This window comes from Exiguobacterium sp. s181 (genome assembly GCF_018617125.1).
GTDB classification, from domain to species: domain Bacteria; phylum Bacillota; class Bacilli; order Exiguobacteriales; family Exiguobacteriaceae; genus Exiguobacterium; species Exiguobacterium profundum.
On sequence record NZ_JACSJM010000003.1, the window covers coordinates 271,786 to 293,113 of the forward strand.

Genomic DNA, 21,328 nt, shown 5'->3' on the forward strand with positions numbered 1-21,328 from the left:
CTGTCTTTTCCCAAGTTTCCTTATAAAGAAACGAGTGAAGTGGGGATTGTCGGGTCCGTGTCGCACAATTTGATTCGACCTAAGTCGACGTCTCGCATGCCGAGTGTTTGCGAGACGCTCATCTGTGCGAGCTCCTTCATGTTGTTGTCTTTACTTAAGTGGGCCAAATAGATCCGTTTCGTGCGGTCACCGATGACCTCACTCATCGCGATGGCTGCATCCTCGTTCGAGACGTGGCCATAGTCGCCGAGGATTCGTCGTTTGACACTCCATGGATAACGCCCCATCTGCAACATCGAGACGTCATGGTTCGACTCAAAGATGAAGTCGTCCGCTCCACGGATGATTCCTTTCATCCGGTCCGAGACATAGCCCGTGTCGGTGATATGGGCTAATCGTTTCCCGTCATGGGCAAACTGATAAAACATCGGGTCTGCCGCATCATGGCTCACGTTGAACGTCTCGATTTCAATATCCCCGAACTGTTTCACATCTCCGACTTCGATTTGAAACTTCAAGGCAGGATCAATCTTTCCAATCAGTGATTCCATCGCCGCCCATGTCTTCGCATTCGCATAAATCGGTAAATTATACTTACGTGCTAATATCCCGACACCTTTAATATGGTCGGAGTGCTCATGGGTGACGAGCAGTGCGTCGATTCCGTCAAATGACCGACCGATGGCTTCGATGCGCTGTTGCATCGCTTTTCCGGTCAATCCGGCATCGACGAGCAGCTTCGTCCGTTCCGTCTCGATATAGAGGGCGTTTCCGGTCGACCCGCTCGCTAACACACTATACTGTAAAGTCACGCAATCACTCCTTTCATTCTTTCGTTTCAAACTCCACGTGCTCGACTGTTCCATCGATTGCATTGACGAAGTAGACCTGATCATCAATCCCGATCGACCAAAGCGGTGGCATGATGATCAAACTGCCAGAGCTGTCGAGCGGTAAACTGTAAAACCCGGTATTGATGGCCCGCATCTCCTGGTTCGGTTGGAAGTACTTCCGAGACGCGAGTTGTGAGATGGCTTCACTGGCCGTCAACACGAGGTCATCTTGCGTTTTCGACGAGAGGTCTTTTAAATGACGCTGTTTATAATCCGTCACTTCGAACGACTCGTTCAACTGAATGAGGATGAGGGACGGACCGATGTACATTTCCGTGCCACCCTCGACTTCAGGTGCTGAAAAAATCTTGTTGTCCTCGAATGTTTGTACGAAAGCAACCTGTCTTGTTTTTTCATCGTAGCGCCAGTAGGCGTACTCGTTTCCAAACGGAACATATTCCGCTACAAACGTCGAAGCGGTCGTCCGCAAATCCTTCGCATCGAGCGGCACGGGTTGTTTCAACTCGACTTCGAGTTGCATGTTGTCGAGCGTCGTCGCGAGCTGCGCCTCCCGATTTTTCGTGATCATCGCAGCTGACATCTCTTCAGACGAACCCGTCAAATAGCCGATATCTCGACCCATCCGTGGCAATTTTGCCGGATCGACGTTCCGCTGGTCTAAAATCTGCGTGATCGAGGTGTTGTCATTCGTCACGACTTCGGTCGCCCATGTTTCCGTCAGCAATTGAAACAACAGATAGATGTTCAAGGCGAGGAAGGCGAAGATTAAAATCGTTTTCGCTTTACTCCAATCCACGATACATCATCCTTTCTGTCCAATCGTCTCCTTGATTGTATGGGACCCAACGGCCCGCCTCACGCACGAACCAGTTCGGTGAAAACGTCACATAGCGGCTCGTGTCCTCATTATATTCAATCTCATAACCGATTCGAATCTCGGTCACGTTCTCAAATCGTCCAGAGTTGATGAGTGTACCGAGTACTTCTTCCGCATCAGCCAACTGTGTCGTGCCGACTGTGATCAGGCGATCGATTTCCAAGTGGTTACGGGTGATCGATCGGACCTGTGCTCCGTCGTTTTCCACACGCAATGTGGATAAGTCGATGGCATCGTTGTTGATAAACGCCTCACGCTGACTGAAGACCGGATACCCTTTCACGTGAAAACGGAACACGGTCGTTTCAAATCCTTTGTTGGCCGGTGTGATGGCATCGAATCGAAGGGACAGCCCTTGATTCTCAGACGCTTCATCGACCCATCCCCCGTGGAAGTTCACGAATTCCACAATGGAATCCAATCCGATTGCTGTTTCACGCTCGGTGCTATTCCGAGACAGGTTTCGATAGCGACTGGCGTTCAGTTTCGCATCATATTCCGCCACACTGACACCATTCGTCAACGCCCCGACCGAACTTGCCGGGTCGACTTCTTGAACGTTCGGGTCACCTGGGAAGAACGTATCTCGCATCCAGTCGAGACGAGTGTCGATTTGAATCGACGACACGTCATACGCGAACAACTCATTCATCTCAGGTCCGACGACCGGGATATAATTCACGCGTTCATCCGTATACGTCACGCGCTTCATCGTTCGACTCGAGTTTTTTAAGAAAAGACTGTTCACATCGCCGTTTCCGACTTTCGTCAACTTCCCTTCCCAAATGGACTGGTCGCTCATAATGGCACGAATGTTGAACGCACTGTCATCTATATAGATGAGGATTCGCTGTGGAATCTTCCCGGACAGACTATACGTTCCCGGAAGCATATAGCTGAGCGTGTCCGCATAGTAGGCCTCCGGTAAGATCAACTCCAGTCCCTCGTTGATATCCGTATAGAAACTCGGGACGTTTTTCACAGCGAGCGGCTTGAACTCACTCGCTTCAAACGAATCCCGAATGACACGCATTAGTTGCTTCGGTGTATTCTTTGAAGCGAACACAGCATTGTTGTCATGCACGACCGCTTGAACGGGAATGATGACCTGGTCCGCTCGACGCTGCAATGACTCGTCCACCGTCGTGAGTTGCGTTTCAGATTGGACGGCCTGATACGTGGGATGGTAGTCCCACAAGATGATGGTTTGAACAATCGACGTGACGATTAACGTGAGCAAAATGAACGACTTCCACAGTTCCGGCTTTGCAATCGTAAACCGTTTCATCAATCATTCACCTCCACAATCGTATCGAACGGGATCGTGAAGTAAATCGTTGTACCTCTTCCAAATTCACTCTCTGCCCAGATGTCGCCGCCGTGAGCAGATACAACTTCCTTGGCAATCGATAGACCGAGTCCTGTACCACCGATGTTACGCGCCCGCGCCTTATCGACACGATAGAAACGTTCGAAAATTTTCTTTAAGTTCGACTTCGGAATCCCGACCCCTTCATCCTTGATGCCGATGACGAGGCGTTTCGCCCGAAGCATCGTCCGGAACGTAATCGTCCCGCCTTCTGGTGAGAACTTGATGGCGTTCGTGATGATGTTGTCGATGACTTGAGTCATCTTATCTTGATCGGCATGCACGTAGACGCGACGCTTCATCAGTTTGCGACGGAATTGAATCGCATCCCCTTTCGTCATCTCATGACGGTCGATGATGTCGTTAAAGAACTGCACGAAGTCGAACTTCACTTTTTGCATCTTATATTCTTTACTGTCCATCTTCGAGAGCTGCAACAAGTCATTGACGAGGCGAATCATCCGCTCCGTCTCGTTTTGTGCCGTCTCTAAGAAACGTGGCGCCAATTCCTCATCCTGATAAGCACCTTCTGCAAGAACCTCCAAGTAACTACGCATCGTCGTGAGCGGTGTCCGCAATTCATGACTGACGTTCGCAACGAATTCACGGCGGTCCTGTTCGACCTGTTCTTGTTCCGTGACGTCATGTAAGACGACGATGAGACCTGTGATCGGTCCGCTATGTTTTTGAATCGGTGAGAAATAGGCACGAACGAGGAACAATTCTTCGTCCGTACTAAGGTCAATCAGTTTTGTCGGCATCGTGCCGTCTTCCGGAATGACGATTTCCTCTTCGAATGCGAGGAGACTTTGTAAGTTCGTCCCCATTGCCTCTTCTTCAGCGACTCCGATCATGTCGCGTGCCTGGTCGTTCATCAAGATGACCCGTAGCGAGCGGTCAGTCGCGACCACACCGTCCGACATGTTCTCGAGGACACTCGTCAAGCGGCGTCGTTCGGCTTCCGTCGTCGCGTTCGCCTCCATCAACTCATCCGTCAATTCGTTGAACGCATACGCAAGTTGACCGACCTCGTCATCCGAATACACTTTAACTTTTCGTGAGAAGTTCCCTTTCCGCATCTCGACGGCCTGCCTCCGCATGTCGGCAATCGGTCGCGTGATGGTTCGAGATAAAAGGATTCCGAGGAACGAGGTGATGATGAGTGCGATCAACGTCCCCGTTGCGAGGATGCGTGTCACTTGTTCCATCTGGTTGTAGATGGACTTCATCGATGCCTCGATATAGATCATCCCGGTCGTCGTGCCGTCCACTTCCGACTTGATTGGAACGGCGACGACGCGCATTCGGTCATTTGAATCTTCATAGACGAGCGTCTCTTGCGCTCCGCCTGTCGCGAATGACTTTTGAATGAACGTGCTCGCTGTCCGTTGTCCGACGAGACTTTGATTATTTTGGTTCGAGGTCGCCCGGACGACACTGTTCGTGTCGATGATTTGGACTTCTCGAATGTCGTCAGCTAGCGTCGTGCTCTCTGTAAATTCAGACAGCAGCTGATCCAGTAACTGGTTCAACTGCTGGTCCGTGGTCGAGTCACTCTCGTTCGCGGCAGTCCCCTCACTGATGTTGTAGCTCAGTAGGTTCGCTCGGTCGACAAGTGACTGCGAGAAGTTGTTGATGTATTGCCGTTCCAAAGAACGCACAAAGTACACGCCGATGACTTGCATCGCAACGAGAATGAGCAGCGCATAGATGACGACGAGCTTCCACTGGATTGATTTAAAGAAGTTCGTCCGTTTCATCGTTTAATCTTCTTCTCCTGCCTTCAAATAATACCCGACGCCGCGACGCGTAATAATATACGTCGGAGTCGACGGGTTGTCCTCTACTTTTTCACGAAGACGACGCACCGTGACGTCCACGGTACGCACATCACCGAAGTAATCATAGCCCCATACCGTTTGGAGCAAGTGCTCCCGCGTCATCACTTGCCCGATGTTTTGGGCGAGGTAATGAATCAATTCGAACTCGCGATGTGTCAATTCGATCTTCTCATCCCGTTTCGTCACCATGTACGAATCCGGATGAATCGTCAAGTCGCCGATCACGATATCGTTCGCGTTGGCTCCTTTTGCTTCTGGCGCCGGTGCTGTCGCATGACGTCGCATGTTCGCTTTGACACGGGCTAACAATTCACGTGAGCTGAACGGCTTTGTGACGTAATCGTCTGCGCCGAGCTCTAGTCCGAGTACTTTGTCGATCTCGGAATCTTTTGCCGTCAACATGATGATCGGCATATCGTATTTCTTCCGCACCTCACGGCATACTTCCATGCCGTCCTTGAGCGGAAGCATGATGTCGAGCAAGATGAGATCCGGTTGAATCTCTTCTACTTTGACGAGTGCTTCTTCACCGTCATAGGCAACGTGCACCTGGTAACCTTCTTTTTCAAGTTTAAACTTCAATATATCTGCGATTGGTTGTTCGTCATCTACCACTAAAATCGTACGATCCATTCAGTGAGTCCTCCTCTTATCATTAAACGTACATGCCTACATTGTAACTCTTTTTAAACAGCTTAGAAAGCGTGGTCCATTTCCGTGGAAATAGAAAAAGAGAGCCCGGTGGCTCCCTTTCTTATGCTTCGTAAATATCACGCAAGATGACTGTCTGTTCACGAGCCGGTCCGACCGAGAACGTCAACAATTCGATTCCTGTCAATTCCTCGATGCGACGCACGTAACGCTGTGCGTTCTCCGGAAGGTCTTCAAAGCGACGAACCCCTGTGATATCCTCTGTCCAGCCAGGAAGCTCTTCGTATACCGGTACACACTTCTCAAGGACGCGGAAGTTCGGTGGATACTCGTCGAGATGCTTTCCTTCATACTCATATGAGGTACAAATCTTGAGCGTCTCAAGACCAGTCAATACATCGATGGAGTTGAGGCAAAGGTCTGTGATCCCGCTGACACGGCGTGAGTGACGGACGACGACCGAGTCGAACCAGCCGACGCGACGCGGACGACCTGTTGTCGTTCCATATTCTTTCCCGACTTCACGGATCGTGTGACCGATCTCATCGTCGAGCTCTGTCGGGAATGGACCGTCTCCAACGCGTGACGTGTATGCTTTACAGACACCAACCACGTGATGAATCTTCGATGGCCCGATTCCGGCACCACTCGATACGCCGCCTGATGCAGCATTCGACGATGTGACAAACGGATACGTTCCATGGTCGATATCGAGAAGGACCCCTTGAGCGCCTTCAAAGAGAACTTTTTTCTCTTCGTCGAGCGCATCGTTCAATACGACCGATGTATCGCACACGTATTTCGCAAACTGTTGACCATACGCGTAGTATTCTTCAAAGATGTCATCGAACTCGATTGGATCGACTTCATACATTTTCACGAACATGCGATTTTTTAGTTCAAGTACAGTCTTTAGCTTCTCCGCAAACACTTCTTTGTCGAGAAGGTCGGCGATGCGAATCCCGATACGTGCCGCCTTATCCATATACGCTGGACCGATTCCTTTCAGTGTCGTACCGACTTTCGCGTCACCTTTCGCCTCTTCTTCGAGACGATCTTGAAGCTGGTGGTATGGCAAGATGATATGCGCCCGGTTCGAGATCCGGAGGTTATCCGTGCTCACACCACGTTCATGTAAGTAAGCGAGTTCTGTCACGAGTGATTTCGGGTTGACGACCATCCCGTTCCCGATGACACACGTCTTATCCGAATAGAAAATCCCAGACGGAATGAGGTGAAGTTTATATTTCGTATCATTGAAGACGATCGTGTGACCAGCGTTGTCTCCCCCTTGATAACGCGCGACGACTTCGGCTTGTTTCGATAAGAAATCGGTGATCTTCCCTTTCCCTTCATCGCCCCACTGCGTTCCCACTACGACTACTGATGACATAATGAATCCTCCTTATTAATCAACGTTCTGTTCAAACCATCCGTAAGTGTACACTTGAAAAGCAAGAAAGTCAATTGAATACCGAACGTTTTATATAAGATGTAACTATTCGTTCGTCATTTTGATCTAATCCTATACAAAAAAAGACACCACCGACGTTACATCGGTGGTGCGAAGGCTTGCGTCTCCATATTGACGAACTTGTTGTACTCTTTCCTGAAGGAGAGCTTGACCGTACCGGTCGGACCGTTACGTTGTTTCGCAATGATGATTTCAATCGTATTGGCGTCTTCACTCTCTTTATCGTAATAGTCATCACGATAGAGGAAGGCGACGATATCGGCATCCTGCTCGATTGCTCCGGATTCACGGATATCCGACATCATCGGTCGCTTGTCTTGACGACTCTCTACGCCACGTGAGAGCTGAGACAAGGCGATGACCGGTACTTGGAGTTCCCGTGCAATCGCTTTGAGCGTACGTGAGATTTCCGATACTTCCTGTTGGCGGTTCTCGCCCGGTTTCCCGTTCCCGACGATGAGCTGTAAGTAGTCAATCATGATCATCCCGAGACCGTGTTCCTGCTTCAATCGGCGACATTTGGCTCGGATTTCGTTGACCCGAAGACCCGGCGTATCGTCGATATAGATGCCCGCTTGGGAGAGCGACGACATCGCAAGGGAGAGACGACCCCAGTCTTCCGCTTCAAGACGACCGGTCCGGAGGCGCTGGGCATCGATGTTCCCTTCCGCACACAACATACGCATGACGAGTTGCTCGGCACCCATCTCCAAACTGAAGATGGCGACGTTCTCACCCGTACGGACCGCGACGTTCTGCGAGATGTTCAAGGCAAACGCGGTCTTCCCGACAGATGGACGGGCGGCCACGATAATCAAATCGTTTCGTTGGAAACCGGCCGTCATCTTATCCAAATCCGTGAAGCCGGTCGCAATCCCGGTGATTTCACCGCTCGACTGATGCAGCTTTTCAATCGTCGAGTACGCATCGGATAAGACAGAACCAATCGGGTGGAAGCTCGATTGCCCTTTTCGCTGCGATACTTTTAGAATGTTCCGCTCCGCGTCCGAGAGGACAGAATCTACCTCATCTTGACGCTCATAACCATCTGAAACGATGTTCGTCGCAGTACGAATCAGGCGACGGAGTGCCGCCTTTTGGTCGACGACGTTCAAGTAATAGCCGATGTTCCCGATGGCAGGAACGGATTCCGCGACCTCCGCCAAATAGTTGAGGCCCCCGATTTCGTCTAAAATCCCTTGCGCCTGCAACTCGGAACTGAGCGTGACCAAGTCGACGAGCTCGCCTCGGTCATTGATCTTTAGCATCGCTTCAAAGATGCGTTGGTGGCTGACACGATAAAAGTCGTCCGGGTCGACCCGCTCTGAGGCCGTAATCAACCGATCCGAATCGAGGATGATTGCCCCTAAGACGGCTTGCTCCGCTTCCACGCTATGCGGTGGTGTATTGACTTGAATCGCATCACTCATCCGTCTCTACCTCACCTTCAAGCTTCTTGTACATGTACATTCAACGTCGCGACGACGTCATGGTGCAACTTCACTGGCACTTTCGTGAAACCGAGCGCCTTGATCGGATGCTCGAGTTCAATTTTACGCTTATCGATTTTGTAACCCATCGATTTAAGGGCATCCGCGATTTGCTTGCTCGTGACCGAACCGAACACGCGACCGCCTTCACCGGCTTTCGTCGTGACGGAAATCGTCTCTTTTTCAAGCTTTTCTTTTAGTTGTTTCGCTTCGTTCAACTCTTCTTCTGCTGCTTCTTCGGCACGACGTTCTTTAGCCGCAAATGCTTTCAGGTTTCCTGGTGTCGCTTCCACTGCCAAGTTCTTCTTGAACAAGACGTTTTTAGCGTAAGCATCGGCCACGTTTTTCACTTCTCCAGCTTTCCCTTGTCCTTTTACATCTACTTTCAAAATGACTTTCATTCTAATTCCTCTCCTTCAGTTTCATCTGTTACGTAATGATCGATTGCCTCTTTCAACATGACGTTCGCTTGTTCGCGACTCACTTCAAGTTGCGTCGCTGCATTCGTCAAATGGCCACCGCCATCAAGCATTTCCATGATGACCTGGACGTTGACGTCGCCGAGCGACCGCGCGCTGATTCCCGTACGTCCGTCCGGTAAGACGGCGATGACAAACGAGGCTTTGACGCCTTCCATATTCAGCAACTGGTCTGCAGACTGAGCGATCAATACTTGATGGTGTGCCTCGTCGTCAGGAGCGACCGCAATCGCCATGCCATCTGCATACATTTCGGTGTTTCTCAAAATCTGAGACTGCTCGATATAAGCATCGAGGTCTTGTCTCATGAAGTGCTGTACGAGAACCGTGTCAGCACCTTGAACTCGCAAGAAGGATGCCGCATCAAACGTACGGGATCCCGTACGGAGCGTAAATCCTTTCGTATCGACCATGATCCCCGCGAGAAGTGACGTCGCCTCTAAAATCGAGAGCTTTCGGCTTCCCGCCTGATACTCAATCAATTCTGTGACGAGCTCACTCGTTGATGATGCGTAAGGCTCCATATACACGAGAACCGGATCTTCGATAAACTCTTCCCCGCGACGATGGTGGTCGATGACGACGACCCGCTCCGACCGATCCAAAATGTCTTTTGAAATGACGAGGGATGGACGATGTGTATCGACGACGACGAGTAATGTCTGTTCATCAATGAGTGGCTGCGCCTCATACTCGGTCAAGAATTGGCTGTATAACGAGTCATCGTTCTCTACTTCATGGACGAGCCGCTGAATGCCGACACTCGTCTCACCGGATGGAATGACGACATACGCCTCGCGTCCGACAAACTCGGCCAATTTCATGACACCGATGGAAGCCCCGAGCGAGTCCATATCTGGATTCTTATGTCCCATAACGAGGACTCGGCTCGATTCTCGAATGAGGTCACGCATCGAGTTCGAGATGACACGTGCCCGGACACGCGTTCGCTTCTCGGTCGGATTTGTCTTCCCACCGAAGAAACGAACTTTCCCATTATGACGCTTAACGACTGCCTGGTCACCACCACGGCCAAGTCCTAAATCTAGACTCGACTGAGAGAGATTACCGAGCTCAGTCAATGTCGTTTCACCGCACCCAATCCCGATTGATAACGTCAACGGGATTCGTTGTTCCTTCGTCGCATCACGCACTTCATCTAAGATCGAAAAGCGGTTGTTTTCAAGTTCAGATAGCGTCCGTTCATTCATGACGAGGAAAAAGCGGTCCGCAGCTGTACGACGCATGTAGATATGATGCCGCTGCGCCCATTGATTGAGGAGCACCGTCACCCGACGATTGACTTCACTACGGACCTGTTCATCCACCGCAGTCGACATCTCGTCATAGTTATCTAAATACAAAATACCGATAACCGTCTGCGTTTGAACATACTTTTGTTCCATCTCCGCTTCTTCGGTCATATCAAATAAATAGAGGGTTTGATGGATTTGATTGTAATAAACACGATAGACACGGTCACCCACTTCAATCGTGGCTTCATCCTCTTCTTCTTCAATCAATTCATCGAAGGCGGAATGGAGCGCATCAAGCGGTATTCCAATCGCCATATCGAGTTCGAAAATCAATCGTGATTGTTCGTTATACCAACTGATCCGTCGGTCCTGGTCAAAGACTAAAATCCCAATCGGCATCGTCGTCAATGCTTCTTTTCCGACCTCTTCGATTTGATGAGAGAGAGAGAGGACATACTGTTCCCAATTTTTACGCTCCCGTCGCATCGTCACTTGCTGATAGATGAAAAAAATCAGCGTGCCCATAAACAGGGTGATTGCCGCCACAATGTTGTAGAACGCCAATCCTAACGAGACAAGGAATCCAATCACGTATGGAATCATGTGCCGCGCGTATTGGTTCTTCACGGATGTTAATGCTTCACCACTGTGCATGTATGCCTCCTAAAATGAGTAATGTTCACCCATGGAATCGTAAAGGTTTCTGCTCTATCATACCATATTCGTCGGTTTCACTTACACACTTACAGACGAGATGAAATACAAAAAAACGACTTATCCAAGAGGATAAGCCGTTCGTCAAACAATTACTCTGCAACGTATGGAAGCAAAGCCATTTGACGTGAGCGCTTGATAGCGACAGTAAGTGGACGTTGGTATTTCGCTGAAGTACCAGTCACACGACGTGGAAGAATTTTACCACGCTCCGAAACGAAGCGTTTGAGCAATTCTACGTCTTTATAATCGATATGAGTGATGTTGTTCGACGTAAAGAAACATACTTTACGACGACGACGACCTCCTGGACGACGTGCCATGTGAAGACCTCCTTTATAGGTTAGTTTTTATTGTCCATGATGATTAGAATGGCAAATCATCATCTGACAAGTCGATTTTGCCGCCACCCGAGAACGGATCTGCGTCAAAACCTTTATTCGAATTCGAGGACTGAGATGAAGTCGAAGCGGCTCCTGCGCCCCATCCTGATCCACTTGATTCACCACCACCGAAGACATCTCCAGATGGTGCTTGCTCACGTTGCCCTGAGGCTCCGCGTGGTTCAAGGAAGCGTACGCTGTCGGCGACTACTTCTGCCCGGTAACGACGTTGGCCATCTTGTCCTTCGTAACTACTGATTTGAAGGCGACCGTCAACGCCGGCCATGCTGCCCTTTTTCAAGTATTGTGCTACGTTCTCTGCTTGTTTGCGCCAAACGACACAATCAATAAAGTCCGTCTCGCGCTTCCCATCTTGTCCAGCGAATGGACGATCGCAAGCGAGAGTAAGGCGTGTTACGGCGATTCCGCTCTGCGTATAACGCATTTCGGGATCGCGAGTCAATCGACCAACTAACACAACTCGGTTAATCATCTCCAAGCTCCCCTTTCACGATACGAAACGTTAAGGATTAACGCTCGTCTTTTGTTGTCATTTGACGGACAACGTCGTCAGAGATCTTCATGAGACGCTCTGTTTCTAAGATCGCTTTAGGTTCAGCAACGATGTTAAGAAGAACGTAGTGTCCTTCGCGCATCTTGTTGATTTCATAAGCGAAACGACGTTTACCCATGTCTGTTGTTTTTTCAACAGTACCACCGTTTTCAGTGATGACGTTGTTGAAGCGCTCGATTAAAGCTTTCTTCGCTTCCTCATCAACTGATGGACGGATAATGTAAAGAAGTTCGTATTTACGCATTATCTTTCACCTCCTCTTGGACTAACGGCCCCTACCGGTTGTAGGAGCAAGGAGCAAACAATTGTTTTACTCACGTCATAATATACTATCAAACTTCCTTGACTTTTACAATACGTTTCCGTAAATCAACTTATACGTTGAAGCGGAACGTGACAACGTCGCCATCTTGGAAGACGTATTCTTTTCCTTCTGAACGAAGTTTTCCTTGTTCTTTCACCGTCGTCATGTTTCCTGCTGCTGAAAGGTCGTCATACGACACGACTTCGGCACGGATAAATCCACGTTCGAAGTCAGAGTGGATGACACCAGCACATTGTGGAGCTTTCATCCCTTGTTTGAACGTCCATGCACGAACTTCCTTCTCACCTGCCGTGAAGTATGTCGCAAGACCAAGTGTCGAGTAAGCCGCACGGATCAACTGATCAAGTCCTGACTCTTCGATTCCGAGATCTTGTAAGAACTCAAGGCGTTCTTCCGGTTCGAGTTCTGAAATTTCTTCTTCGATTCGTGCACAGATGACGATGACTTTCGACCCTTCTGTTGCTGCGTGATCACGGACTGCTTGTACAAACTCGTTCGAATCGGCATCTGCCACTTCATCCTCACTCACGTTCGCCACGTAAAGCATCGGCTTCATCGTAAGCAATTGGAAGTGTTTGACGATCGCGAGTTGGTCTTCTGATAATTCAGCGACACGTGCAGGACGCTCTGACTCGAGCACATCTCGTACGATTTCAAGTGCTTCGAGTTCTTGTACCGCACCTTTATCTTTTGCCTTCACCATTTTTTGAACACGTGCGATTCGTTTATCGACTTGCTCAAGATCAGCTAAAATCAATTCAAGATTGATAGTCGTAATGTCATCGATTGGTGAGACACGACCTGCGACGTGCGTGATGTTCTCGTCTTCAAAACAACGGACGACTTGGCAAATCGCATCGACTTCGCGAATGTTCGCCAAGAATTTGTTTCCGAGACCTTCACCTTTTGACGCACCTTTCACGATTCCAGCGATATCTGTAAACTCAAATGCTGTTGGTACCGTTTTTTTCGGTTTGACGAGTTCTGTCAATCGATCAAGGCGCGCATCCGGTACTTCTACGACGCCGACGTTCGGGTCGATCGTCGCGAACGGATAGTTGGCCGCCTCGACTCCTGCTTGTGTAATCGCATTAAACAATGTCGATTTCCCGACGTTTGGCAATCCGACAATTCCTGCTGTTAATCCCACTAGTATTTCCTCCTCATCCGGTGTTTCCCGGGAAATGTTAAGCCGTCTGTGGAGTGGGTACATTCAGTACACCACACCGTCACATCCTTCACAATTATAGATAGTCCACGATTAAACCGCAACTCACGTTCATAACCTAAAGAAAAACGCCGCTTATTCGGCGGCGTTCCCTTGTTCAAGCACTTTCTTGAATCGCTTATCAAAATCACGGCGTTGCATGAGCACACTAGCTCCGCAGCCTTGGCACTTGATCCGAATGTCCATCCCGACACGCGTGATTTGCCAGCGGTTCGTCTTACAGGCATGTGGTTTTTTCATTTCCACAATATCGTTCAATGCATAGGTTTTACTTTGCATTTTCTGCTTCTCCTCCTTTAGGAGCCGAGTTCGGTGGCATCATGACCGTACGTGGGTATGGAATTTCAATCCCGCGCTCGTCAAGTCCAGCCTTTAACTCTTTATGCAAAATTCGACCAGCTGCGAAGTGCTGGGTCGGCGGGACTTCCGCCATTAATCGGTACACCACTTCCGATGGTCCGAGCGACTGCACTCCAGCCAAGTCGATTGGCTTGATGAACAAGTCGTGATAGCGTGCTTCGACCGTTTTCGCAATTTCCTTGAGCGCTTGCTCTACTTTTGACATATCTTCTTCGTACGCAACCCCAATATCGACAACAGCGACGCTGTTTTCAAGCGAGTAGTTCGTCACTTGTAAGATTTGTCCGTTCGGAATAATCGTCACTTGTCCGTTTAATCCTTTTAACTTCGTCGTCCGGATTCCGACCTCGATGACCGTCCCGTCGACTTGTTGGTTCAATTTGACGTAATCCCCGTTCTTGTATTGGTTTTCAAAGATGATGAACGCACCTGTGATGACGTCTTTCACCAAACTTTGTGCCCCGAATGAGATTGCAAGACCCGCGACCCCGGCTGATGCAATCAAACCGGCGATATTCACACCGAACTGTCCGAGCACCGTCAAGACCATAATCAACCCGATCACATAGCGGATTGTGTTTTGGGCTAATTTTAATAACGTTTCATTCTGTCGCTGGGCGACGATATCATGTTCTTTTATTTTGCGGAGCGTAAACACGCGCTCGACCATCGTTGTCAAAATGCGTGTTGCGATATATAAACCAAGGATGATGAGCGCCACACCGGCGAGCTTGATCCCTAAACCAATCCACATGTCTGTATCTTTAAAGTACTCGACGAATCGGTTCACGCTATCGATTGTCTCATCGGCAACCGTATTTAAATCTTTTTCTGTATTTTGCGAAGCCATCTTTTCACCTCAAAGTCGTAGATTCTAAATTATCAAAACATATTTCACGACTTTTCTCAAACACTGCATTCGGAAGTTAGAAGTTTTCCACTTTTGGGAATGGGTTAATACGAGATCAATCCCCCAACTGCAACTAGGAATAGGCAGCTTAGAAGAGAGGATGAGATTCATGCCGTTTCGCTTAAAACCTCATAAACCATACTCTTTCTTCATTGAACACACTGAGCGGAGTGGATCCAGATTGCTTGCGGACCAGCTTCATGAACAGTTGGTCAATGAAATCCATCGCCCCATCGTCCTTGTTTGCATCGGTTCGGACCGTTCGACCGGTGATTCACTCGGTCCGCTCGTCGGAACGTTTTTAGAAGAACGTCATATCCGAAATTTACATGTATACGGCACATTAACGAAGCCTGTACACGCACTCAATTTGGTGGAAACGTTACATGAGATTCAAACGCGCTTCCATCAACCGCTCATTATCGCTATCGACGCCTGTCTCGGACGTTTATCAAGTGTCGGTTATGTCTTCTTTTCGGAAGGTCCGCTCGCTCCAGGGGCCGGTGTCCAAAAAGAACTTCCGGCAGTCGGCGCTTACAATATTAAAGCCGTCGTGAACGTAAGTGGATTCATGGAGATGATGATTCTACAGAATACCCGTCTCCATCTCGTGTATGAACTCGCACGTTTCATCACAGACGGATTCGCCGATTTTGATACACGGATCGGGCGCCTGCATCACGAAGAGGCGGCCATCACGCGTCTTCGTCAGTCACGAGATGAATCAAAGTCTTGAGGCGATAATAACGTCAACAATTGTTCCAAGTCGTCTTGTGAAAAATACTTCAACTCGAGGACGCCGCCTTTTCGGCGCGGACGAATCGACACATCCATCTGAAGACGCTCCGCAAGCACCGCTTCGACCGCTTCGATATCGGCGTTCGATCGCTTCAGCGTCTTTTTTTCTGTGCGCTCTTTTTGTAAGTAACGCTCGAGGCGACGGACCGTCCAATGCTCGGCAATGACCCGTTTCGCAATCTGTTCCATCGCTTGTTCCGATTTCATACCCGTGATGGCACGTGCATGTCCCATCGTCAAATCTCCGATCATGACCGCATGCTGGACGGCACTCGGCAATCGAAGGAGGCGAAGACTGTTCGTCACATGACTGCGGCTCTTCCCGACGCGATCGGCCAACTGTTGTTGCGTCAGACCTAGCGTCTGCATCAACTGTTCATAGGCGACAGCCTCTTCGATGGCATTCAAGTCTGCCCGCTGAATGTTTTCAATCAGCGCCAACTCCATGACGCGATCGGAGTCCGCCGTGACGACGAGGGCAGGAATGTCTTCTTTCCCAGCGAGCTTCGCCGCCTGAAACCGTCGTTCCCCGGCAATGATTTCATAGTATCCTGTCGCTTTTCGAACGACGATTGGTTGTAGGACGCCATATCGCTCAATGGATTGACGCAACTCTTCTAATTTTTCCACCTCAAATTGTTTCCGGGGCTGATTCGGGTTTGGGCGAATGAATTTTAATGCTAATCGTTCCATCTACAAACCTCCTTCATTGTATAAAAAAGCACGGACTCATTTTTGAGGCCGCGCTTTCGGGATGCGAATTCGAATTTCAACAAATTCCTCTTCGTCTACTTCTTCAGTTTGGACGTCAATCCCTGTTTTCCCAATCAAATCGATTGAGTCACGAATCGTGTTGATGGCGATTCGCGTGTCACGCGCAAAACTTTTCGTCCGACGACGTTGTTTTTTCGGCTTTCGCTTCTCTTCTTCGATCGGTGTTGTTAAAAAGGCGACGCGTTCTTCTGTCTCTTTGACGTTAAAATCCTGTTCTAACACTTCTGCGAGCACTTGAAGTTGCAATCCTTCTTCCTTCAACGGCAACAACGCACGCGCATGTCGCTCGTTGATCCGACGATCGCGAAGCGACTGCTTCACATCCTCCGGCAATTTTAACAAGCGCAACTTATTGGCGATCGTGGATTGACTCTTGCCTAGACTCTTCGCGAGCGCATCTTGCGTCAAACCGTTCAAGGCGAGTAAACGATCATATGCTTCCGCCTCTTCGATCGGGCTTAACTGCTCACGCTGTAAGTTTTCAATCAAGGCGAGTGCAGCCGTCGTATCATCGTCCATATCGCGAACGATTGCCGGAATCGCTGACCAACCAAGCGATTTCACCGCACGGAAACGACGCTCCCCGGCAATGATTTCATAGCAGTCCCCATCTGCCTTTCGTACCACGATTGGTTGAAGGAGTCCATGTTCCGAAATCGTCGTTGCCAACTCTTCAATTTTTGCCGGTTCGAACACTTTACGCGGTTGATAACGGTTTGGACGCAACCGTGATAACGAGAGTTCTTGTACCGTGTCATCCGCTCGAACTTCCGCAATCTGCGTCACGGCAACTTCGTCTTTTCGATTCACACCGAACAATTTCGCAAATCTATTCTTCAACGTCGGGCACCCCTTTTATGTAAAAAAATAAGCAGACTCCACCACTGGAATCTGCTTTTGTTTCACGTGAAACGACATCATCAGATAAGTGGCTCTTTCGCCGGTGTCCCCGCTTTACGCGGATATTTCCCGGGCGTTTTTCGTAGTTTATCTACAACTACGATATTACGCTCACTCATCTCTCCTGGCAATAGGAACTGGTGTGTCGCTTTTTCTTTTCCACCTAGAACGGCTAAAGCGTTTTTGGCGTCTGCCATCTCGTCAGAAACCTTGGCTGCTTTAAGCGCGACGAAGCTTCCGCCCACTTTCGCGAGAGGCAAACAGTATTCCGCCAACACGGTCATGCGGGCAACCGCACGCGCTGTGACGACGTCAAACTGTTCGCGGAACTTTTTATTTTTTCCGAACTCTTCAGCGCGACCATGATGGAACGCGACACCTTCGAGCCCGAGGGCGAGGGCCAATTCGTTCAAGAAGGTGATGCGTTTATTTAACGAATCGATGATCGTGACGTGTAAGTGTGGGAATAAAATTTTGAGCGGAAGACTCGGGAATCCCGCTCCTGCCCCGACATCACATACGGTTTCGACTTTCGTGAAATCGAAATGAAACGCTGCGCTGAGCGAATCATAGAAATGCTTCAAATATACTTCTTCCCGGTCCGTGATGGCCGTTAAGTTCATTTTTTCGTTCCATTCGACGAGCATTTCGAAGTAACGTTTGAACTGACTGAGTTGTGTCTCACTCAGTTCAAACCCTTCAGCTCGTAACGCTTCAATAAATTGAGATTCGTTCATCGTTTCACTCCACCGTTGCGTATTGTCCCTGTTCGATATAGACGAGCAAGATTGACACGTCTGCCGGGTTTACGCCTGAGATACGGGACGCTTGACCGATCGAAAGAGGACGAACTTGTTTTAGTTTTTGTTTCGCTTCTGTCGCGAGACCACCGATCGCATCGTAATCCAAGTTTTCTGGGATTCGTTTCTCTTCCATGCGACGCATCTTCTCGACTTGTTCAAGCTGTTTGGAAATATAGCCTTCATATTTCACTTGAATCTCGACTTGCTCTTTTACTTCATATGACAATTCTTCCGTTGATGGAACGACTGTCATGAGTGCTTCATAGGATACTTCCGGACGTTTCAACAAGATGTTGGCATGTGTCGCTTCTTTGAGCGGGTGTGCACCGACCGATTCGAGCATCGCATTGACTTCAGGTGTCGGTTTGACGACGAGGGATGCAAGTCGTTTCACTTCTTTTTCAATCGCTACACGCTTCTCGTTGAGGTGAGCGTGACGTTCTTCTGAAAGTAAGCCGATCTCATACCCGATGTCGCTGAGTCGCAAGTCCGCATTGTCATGACGCAACAAGAGACGGTATTCGGCACGTGATGTGAGAAGACGATACGGTTCGTTCGTCCCTTTCGTCACGAGGTCATCGATTAAGACGCCGATGTACGCTTGCGAACGGTCCAAGATGACAGGATCCTTGCCGAGCACTTTGCATGCGGCGTTGATTCCCGCCATGATGCCCTGTCCAGCCGCTTCTTCGTACCCGCTCGTCCCGTTGATTTGTCCCGCTGTGAAAAGGCCAGGGACTGCTTTTGTTTCGAGCGTTGGCCAAAGCTGTGTCGGTACGACTGCATCGTACTCGATGGCATAACCGGGACGCATCATCTCTGAATTTTCAAGACCTGGGATTGTGCGAAGCATCTGATGTTGCACGTCTTCTGGCATACTCGTCGAGAAGCCTTGAACATAGATTTCTTCTGTATCGCGACCTTCTGGCTCCAAGAAGATTTGGTGACGCGGTTTATCATTAAAGCGAACGACCTTATCTTCAATCGATGGGCAATAACGTGGTCCCGTTCCTTTAATCGCACCCGAGTACATCGGTGAGCGATGCAAGTTCTCATCAATCAATTGGTGCGTGCGCTCACTCGTGTACGTGAGCCAGCATGGGATTTGTTCGATCGGATTCAAATCCGTCGAGGTGTACGAGAAGAATGATGGATTCTCGTCTCCTGGTTGAATCTCCGTCTTCGAGTAATCGATTGTCTTGCCGTCGATTCGTGGCGGTGTTCCCGTTTTGAATCGAACTAAGTCGAGACCGAGCTCTTCTAGATGCTTCGATAACTCGACCGAAGGCATTTGGTTGTTCGGGCCACTTTCATATGCCAATTCACCGATGATGATTTGACCGCGCATGAACGTTCCCGTTGTAACGATGACCGCTTTCGCGCGATATTCTGAACCTGTGTTCGTTACCACGCCACGTACTTCTCCATCCTCAATCAACAAGCGTTCGACTAGCGCCTGACGAAGCAGTAGATTCGGTTCGTCTTCTAGCACTTTCTTCATGTGATTTTGGTATTGGAATTTGTCCGCCTGTGCACGTAATGCACGTACCGCCGGACCTTTCGATGTGTTGAGCATCTTCATTTGGATGTAAGTCGCGTCAATCGCGCGCCCCATCTCGCCACCGAGCGCATCGATTTCACGTACGACGATTCCTTTCGCCGGCCCACCGATTGATGGGTTGCAATACATGAACCCGACCATATCAGGGTTCATGGTGAGCATCGCTGTTTTCGCGCCCATGCGAGCCGATGCAAGTGCTGCTTCAACCCCTGCATGCCCAGCCCCGATGACGATGACATCAAATTCGCCTGCCGTATAAGCCATATTCGTTCCTCCTTATTATTTCCCAAGACAAAACTGTGAAAAGAGCTGATCAATCAAGCTCTCCTGTACGGTATCTCCATTGATTTCACCGAGCGTATCCCACGCACGACGTAAATCGATCTGAACCATGTCGATCGGCATATTCATGACGGCACTCCCGAGCGCCTCATCAATTTGACCAATCGTTCGTTTGATTAATTGAATGTGTCGAGCGTTTGAGATATACGTCATATCTTGTGACTCGACCCCTTTTGCGAAGAAGAGATTTGCGATGGCCGCTTCAAGGGCATCGATTCCTTCATCTAGTAAGAGCGATGTCGCCACAATCGGACGTCCTGCCGCTAGTTTCTCTAGCTTAGAAGAATCCATGTTTTGTGGCAAGTCCGTCTTGTTGATGATGACGATGGCATTCATTCCTTTTACTGCCTCAAATAACGCCTCATCCTCGACAGTCAATCCCTCGTGTCCGTTCAAGACGAGAAGGACCAAATCTGCCGCCTCTAACGCTTTTCTCGACTTTTCCACACCGATTCGTTCCACGATATCTTCCGTTTCGCGAATCCCTGCCGTGTCGATCAATTTGAGCGGAACACCTTTCACGTTGACGTATTCCTCAATCGTGTCACGTGTCGTTCCGGCAATTTCGGTGACGATCGCTTTCGTCTCTTGAACGAGCGTATTCATCAGAGAAGATTTACCGACGTTCGGTCGACCGATGATTGCTGTAGCCAAGCCTTCACGTAAGATTTTCCCTTGTCGCGCTGTCTCGAGTAACTGCTCGAGGACACGCTTGACCTCGCCCGCTTTCTCTTCGACGATGGCCTGGGTCATCTCTTCTGCGTCATACTCTGGATAGTCGATGTTGACCTCGACCGCCGCAATCGTCTCGAGCAACTGTTGACGTAACTCGCGAACGAGGCGTGACAAACGTCCTTCCATTTGCGCCATCGCAACGTTCATGGCCCGGTCCGTCTTCGCTCGAATGAGATCCATGACGGCTTCCGCCTGAGATAAATCGATTCGGCCATTTAAAAAGGCGCGCTTCGTGAACTCGCCCGGTTCTGCCAAACGGATGTCGGGTTGATCGAGAATGAGCTCAAGGACACGATTGACCGCTACGACGCCTCCGTGACAATTGATCTCGACGACATCTTCTCGCGTAAACGTCTTCGGTGCGCGCATAATACTGACCATGACTTCATCGACGATTTCGCCCGTATTAGGATATTTTAACGTTCCATAATGAATCGTATGTGAATCGACTGTTGTTAAGTCTTTCCCAGAAAACACATTGTTCACCGTTTCGACCGCCAAATCGCCCGATAATCGGACGATCCCGATGGCACCTTCACCCATCGGCGTCGAAATCGCTGTAATCGTGTCAAACTCTAGCATCTTTCTCCCTCCAAACCTAAACATCTTCTTCTATCATATGCATAACGA

21 protein-coding genes are annotated in these 21,328 nt (G+C 49.4%); 1 reads left to right on the forward strand and 20 read right to left on the reverse strand.

Annotation, left to right across the window (positions count from 1 at the left end; genetic code table 11):
- Positions 1 to 20 precede the first annotated feature (20 nt).
- The 15 genes from KNO70_RS12780 to KNO70_RS12850 all read right to left on the reverse strand — a co-directional run bounded on the left by KNO70_RS12780 (position 21) and on the right by KNO70_RS12850 (position 14,725).
- On the reverse strand, positions 21 to 812 hold the full coding sequence (locus KNO70_RS12780) for an MBL fold metallo-hydrolase (RefSeq protein ID WP_015880241.1): 792 nt from the start codon (positions 810 to 812) through the stop codon (positions 21 to 23).
- Positions 813 to 825: 13 nt separating this feature from the next.
- Positions 826 to 1,650 (reverse strand): two-component system regulatory protein YycI, encoded by an 825-nt coding sequence (locus tag KNO70_RS12785; protein ID WP_078145965.1) that lies wholly within the window; start codon positions 1,648 to 1,650, stop codon positions 826 to 828.
- Positions 1,637 to 3,019: a two-component system activity regulator YycH gene (gene yycH, locus KNO70_RS12790; protein ID WP_214812700.1), complete on the reverse strand. Its 1,383-nt coding sequence runs from the start codon at positions 3,017 to 3,019 to the stop codon at positions 1,637 to 1,639. The genes KNO70_RS12785 and yycH overlap by 14 nt, the downstream gene beginning before the upstream one ends.
- Positions 3,019 to 4,860, reverse strand: coding sequence for a cell wall metabolism sensor histidine kinase WalK (walK, locus tag KNO70_RS12795; protein ID WP_078145963.1), 1,842 nt, complete (start codon positions 4,858 to 4,860; stop codon positions 3,019 to 3,021). The genes yycH and walK overlap by 1 nt, the downstream gene beginning before the upstream one ends.
- A 3-nt stretch (positions 4,861 to 4,863) precedes the next feature.
- Entirely contained in the window at positions 4,864 to 5,574 is a 711-nt protein-coding gene (yycF, locus tag KNO70_RS12800; RefSeq protein WP_015880237.1) for a response regulator YycF, read from the reverse strand.
- A 121-nt stretch (positions 5,575 to 5,695) separates the two neighbouring features.
- On the reverse strand, positions 5,696 to 6,985 hold the full coding sequence (locus KNO70_RS12805) for an adenylosuccinate synthase (RefSeq protein ID WP_078145962.1): 1,290 nt from the start codon (positions 6,983 to 6,985) through the stop codon (positions 5,696 to 5,698).
- A gap of 158 nt (positions 6,986 to 7,143) precedes the next feature.
- The gene (gene dnaB / locus KNO70_RS12810) at positions 7,144 to 8,496 is read right to left on the reverse strand and encodes a replicative DNA helicase (protein ID WP_015880235.1); all 1,353 of its coding nucleotides are present in this window, start codon (positions 8,494 to 8,496) and stop codon (positions 7,144 to 7,146) included.
- A gap of 17 nt (positions 8,497 to 8,513) precedes the next feature.
- The gene (gene rplI / locus KNO70_RS12815) at positions 8,514 to 8,957 is read right to left on the reverse strand and encodes a 50S ribosomal protein L9 (RefSeq protein WP_214784585.1); all 444 of its coding nucleotides are present in this window, start codon (positions 8,955 to 8,957) and stop codon (positions 8,514 to 8,516) included.
- Positions 8,954 to 10,945, reverse strand: coding sequence for a DHH family phosphoesterase (locus KNO70_RS12820; RefSeq protein ID WP_214732032.1), 1,992 nt, complete (start codon positions 10,943 to 10,945; stop codon positions 8,954 to 8,956). Before KNO70_RS12820 ends, rplI begins: the two co-directional genes overlap by 4 nt.
- A gap of 152 nt (positions 10,946 to 11,097) precedes the next feature.
- Complete coding sequence (rpsR, locus tag KNO70_RS12825) at positions 11,098 to 11,328, reverse strand: 30S ribosomal protein S18 (RefSeq protein ID WP_015880232.1); 231 nt, start codon at positions 11,326 to 11,328, stop codon at positions 11,098 to 11,100.
- A 43-nt stretch (positions 11,329 to 11,371) separates the two neighbouring features.
- Complete coding sequence (gene ssb, locus KNO70_RS12830; protein ID WP_015880231.1) at positions 11,372 to 11,881, reverse strand: single-stranded DNA-binding protein; 510 nt, start codon at positions 11,879 to 11,881, stop codon at positions 11,372 to 11,374.
- Positions 11,882 to 11,918: 37 nt separating this feature from the next.
- A complete protein-coding gene (gene rpsF / locus KNO70_RS12835; protein WP_015880230.1) occupies positions 11,919 to 12,206 on the reverse strand; it encodes a 30S ribosomal protein S6 in 288 nt (95 codons plus the stop codon).
- Between the two features lie 130 nt (positions 12,207 to 12,336).
- The gene (gene ychF / locus KNO70_RS12840) at positions 12,337 to 13,437 is read right to left on the reverse strand and encodes a redox-regulated ATPase YchF (RefSeq protein WP_031424089.1); all 1,101 of its coding nucleotides are present in this window, start codon (positions 13,435 to 13,437) and stop codon (positions 12,337 to 12,339) included.
- A 153-nt stretch (positions 13,438 to 13,590) separates the two neighbouring features.
- Positions 13,591 to 13,794: a DUF951 domain-containing protein gene (locus tag KNO70_RS12845; protein WP_047795718.1), complete on the reverse strand. Its 204-nt coding sequence runs from the start codon at positions 13,792 to 13,794 to the stop codon at positions 13,591 to 13,593.
- Positions 13,784 to 14,725 (reverse strand): mechanosensitive ion channel family protein, encoded by a 942-nt coding sequence (locus KNO70_RS12850; RefSeq protein WP_214684910.1) that lies wholly within the window; start codon positions 14,723 to 14,725, stop codon positions 13,784 to 13,786. Before KNO70_RS12850 ends, KNO70_RS12845 begins: the two co-directional genes overlap by 11 nt.
- A 169-nt stretch (positions 14,726 to 14,894) precedes the next feature.
- Here KNO70_RS12850 and yyaC point away from each other — a divergent pair, with 169 nt between their 5' ends.
- Positions 14,895 to 15,521, forward strand: coding sequence for a spore protease YyaC (gene yyaC, locus KNO70_RS12855; protein ID WP_078145959.1), 627 nt, complete (start codon positions 14,895 to 14,897; stop codon positions 15,519 to 15,521).
- On the opposite strand, the gene KNO70_RS12860 is transcribed toward yyaC, so the two are convergent.
- From KNO70_RS12860 to mnmE, 5 genes are all read right to left on the reverse strand, one after another.
- A complete protein-coding gene (locus KNO70_RS12860; RefSeq protein WP_214732030.1) occupies positions 15,494 to 16,276 on the reverse strand; it encodes a ParB/RepB/Spo0J family partition protein in 783 nt (260 codons plus the stop codon). The genes yyaC and KNO70_RS12860 overlap by 28 nt on opposite strands.
- A gap of 36 nt (positions 16,277 to 16,312) precedes the next feature.
- Positions 16,313 to 17,197 carry a nucleoid occlusion protein gene (noc, locus tag KNO70_RS12865; protein ID WP_015880224.1) on the reverse strand — a complete coding sequence of 295 codons (885 nt, stop codon included), beginning with the start codon at positions 17,195 to 17,197 and terminating at the stop codon, positions 16,313 to 16,315.
- An 80-nt stretch (positions 17,198 to 17,277) separates the two neighbouring features.
- The gene (rsmG, locus tag KNO70_RS12870; RefSeq protein WP_015880223.1) at positions 17,278 to 17,994 is read right to left on the reverse strand and encodes a 16S rRNA (guanine(527)-N(7))-methyltransferase RsmG; all 717 of its coding nucleotides are present in this window, start codon (positions 17,992 to 17,994) and stop codon (positions 17,278 to 17,280) included.
- A 4-nt stretch (positions 17,995 to 17,998) separates the two neighbouring features.
- Positions 17,999 to 19,885 (reverse strand): tRNA uridine-5-carboxymethylaminomethyl(34) synthesis enzyme MnmG, encoded by a 1,887-nt coding sequence (mnmG, locus tag KNO70_RS12875; protein ID WP_214812691.1) that lies wholly within the window; start codon positions 19,883 to 19,885, stop codon positions 17,999 to 18,001.
- 15 nt (positions 19,886 to 19,900) lie between these two features.
- Positions 19,901 to 21,280, reverse strand: coding sequence for a tRNA uridine-5-carboxymethylaminomethyl(34) synthesis GTPase MnmE (gene mnmE / locus KNO70_RS12880; protein WP_214812692.1), 1,380 nt, complete (start codon positions 21,278 to 21,280; stop codon positions 19,901 to 19,903).
- Positions 21,281 to 21,328 lie beyond the last annotated feature (48 nt).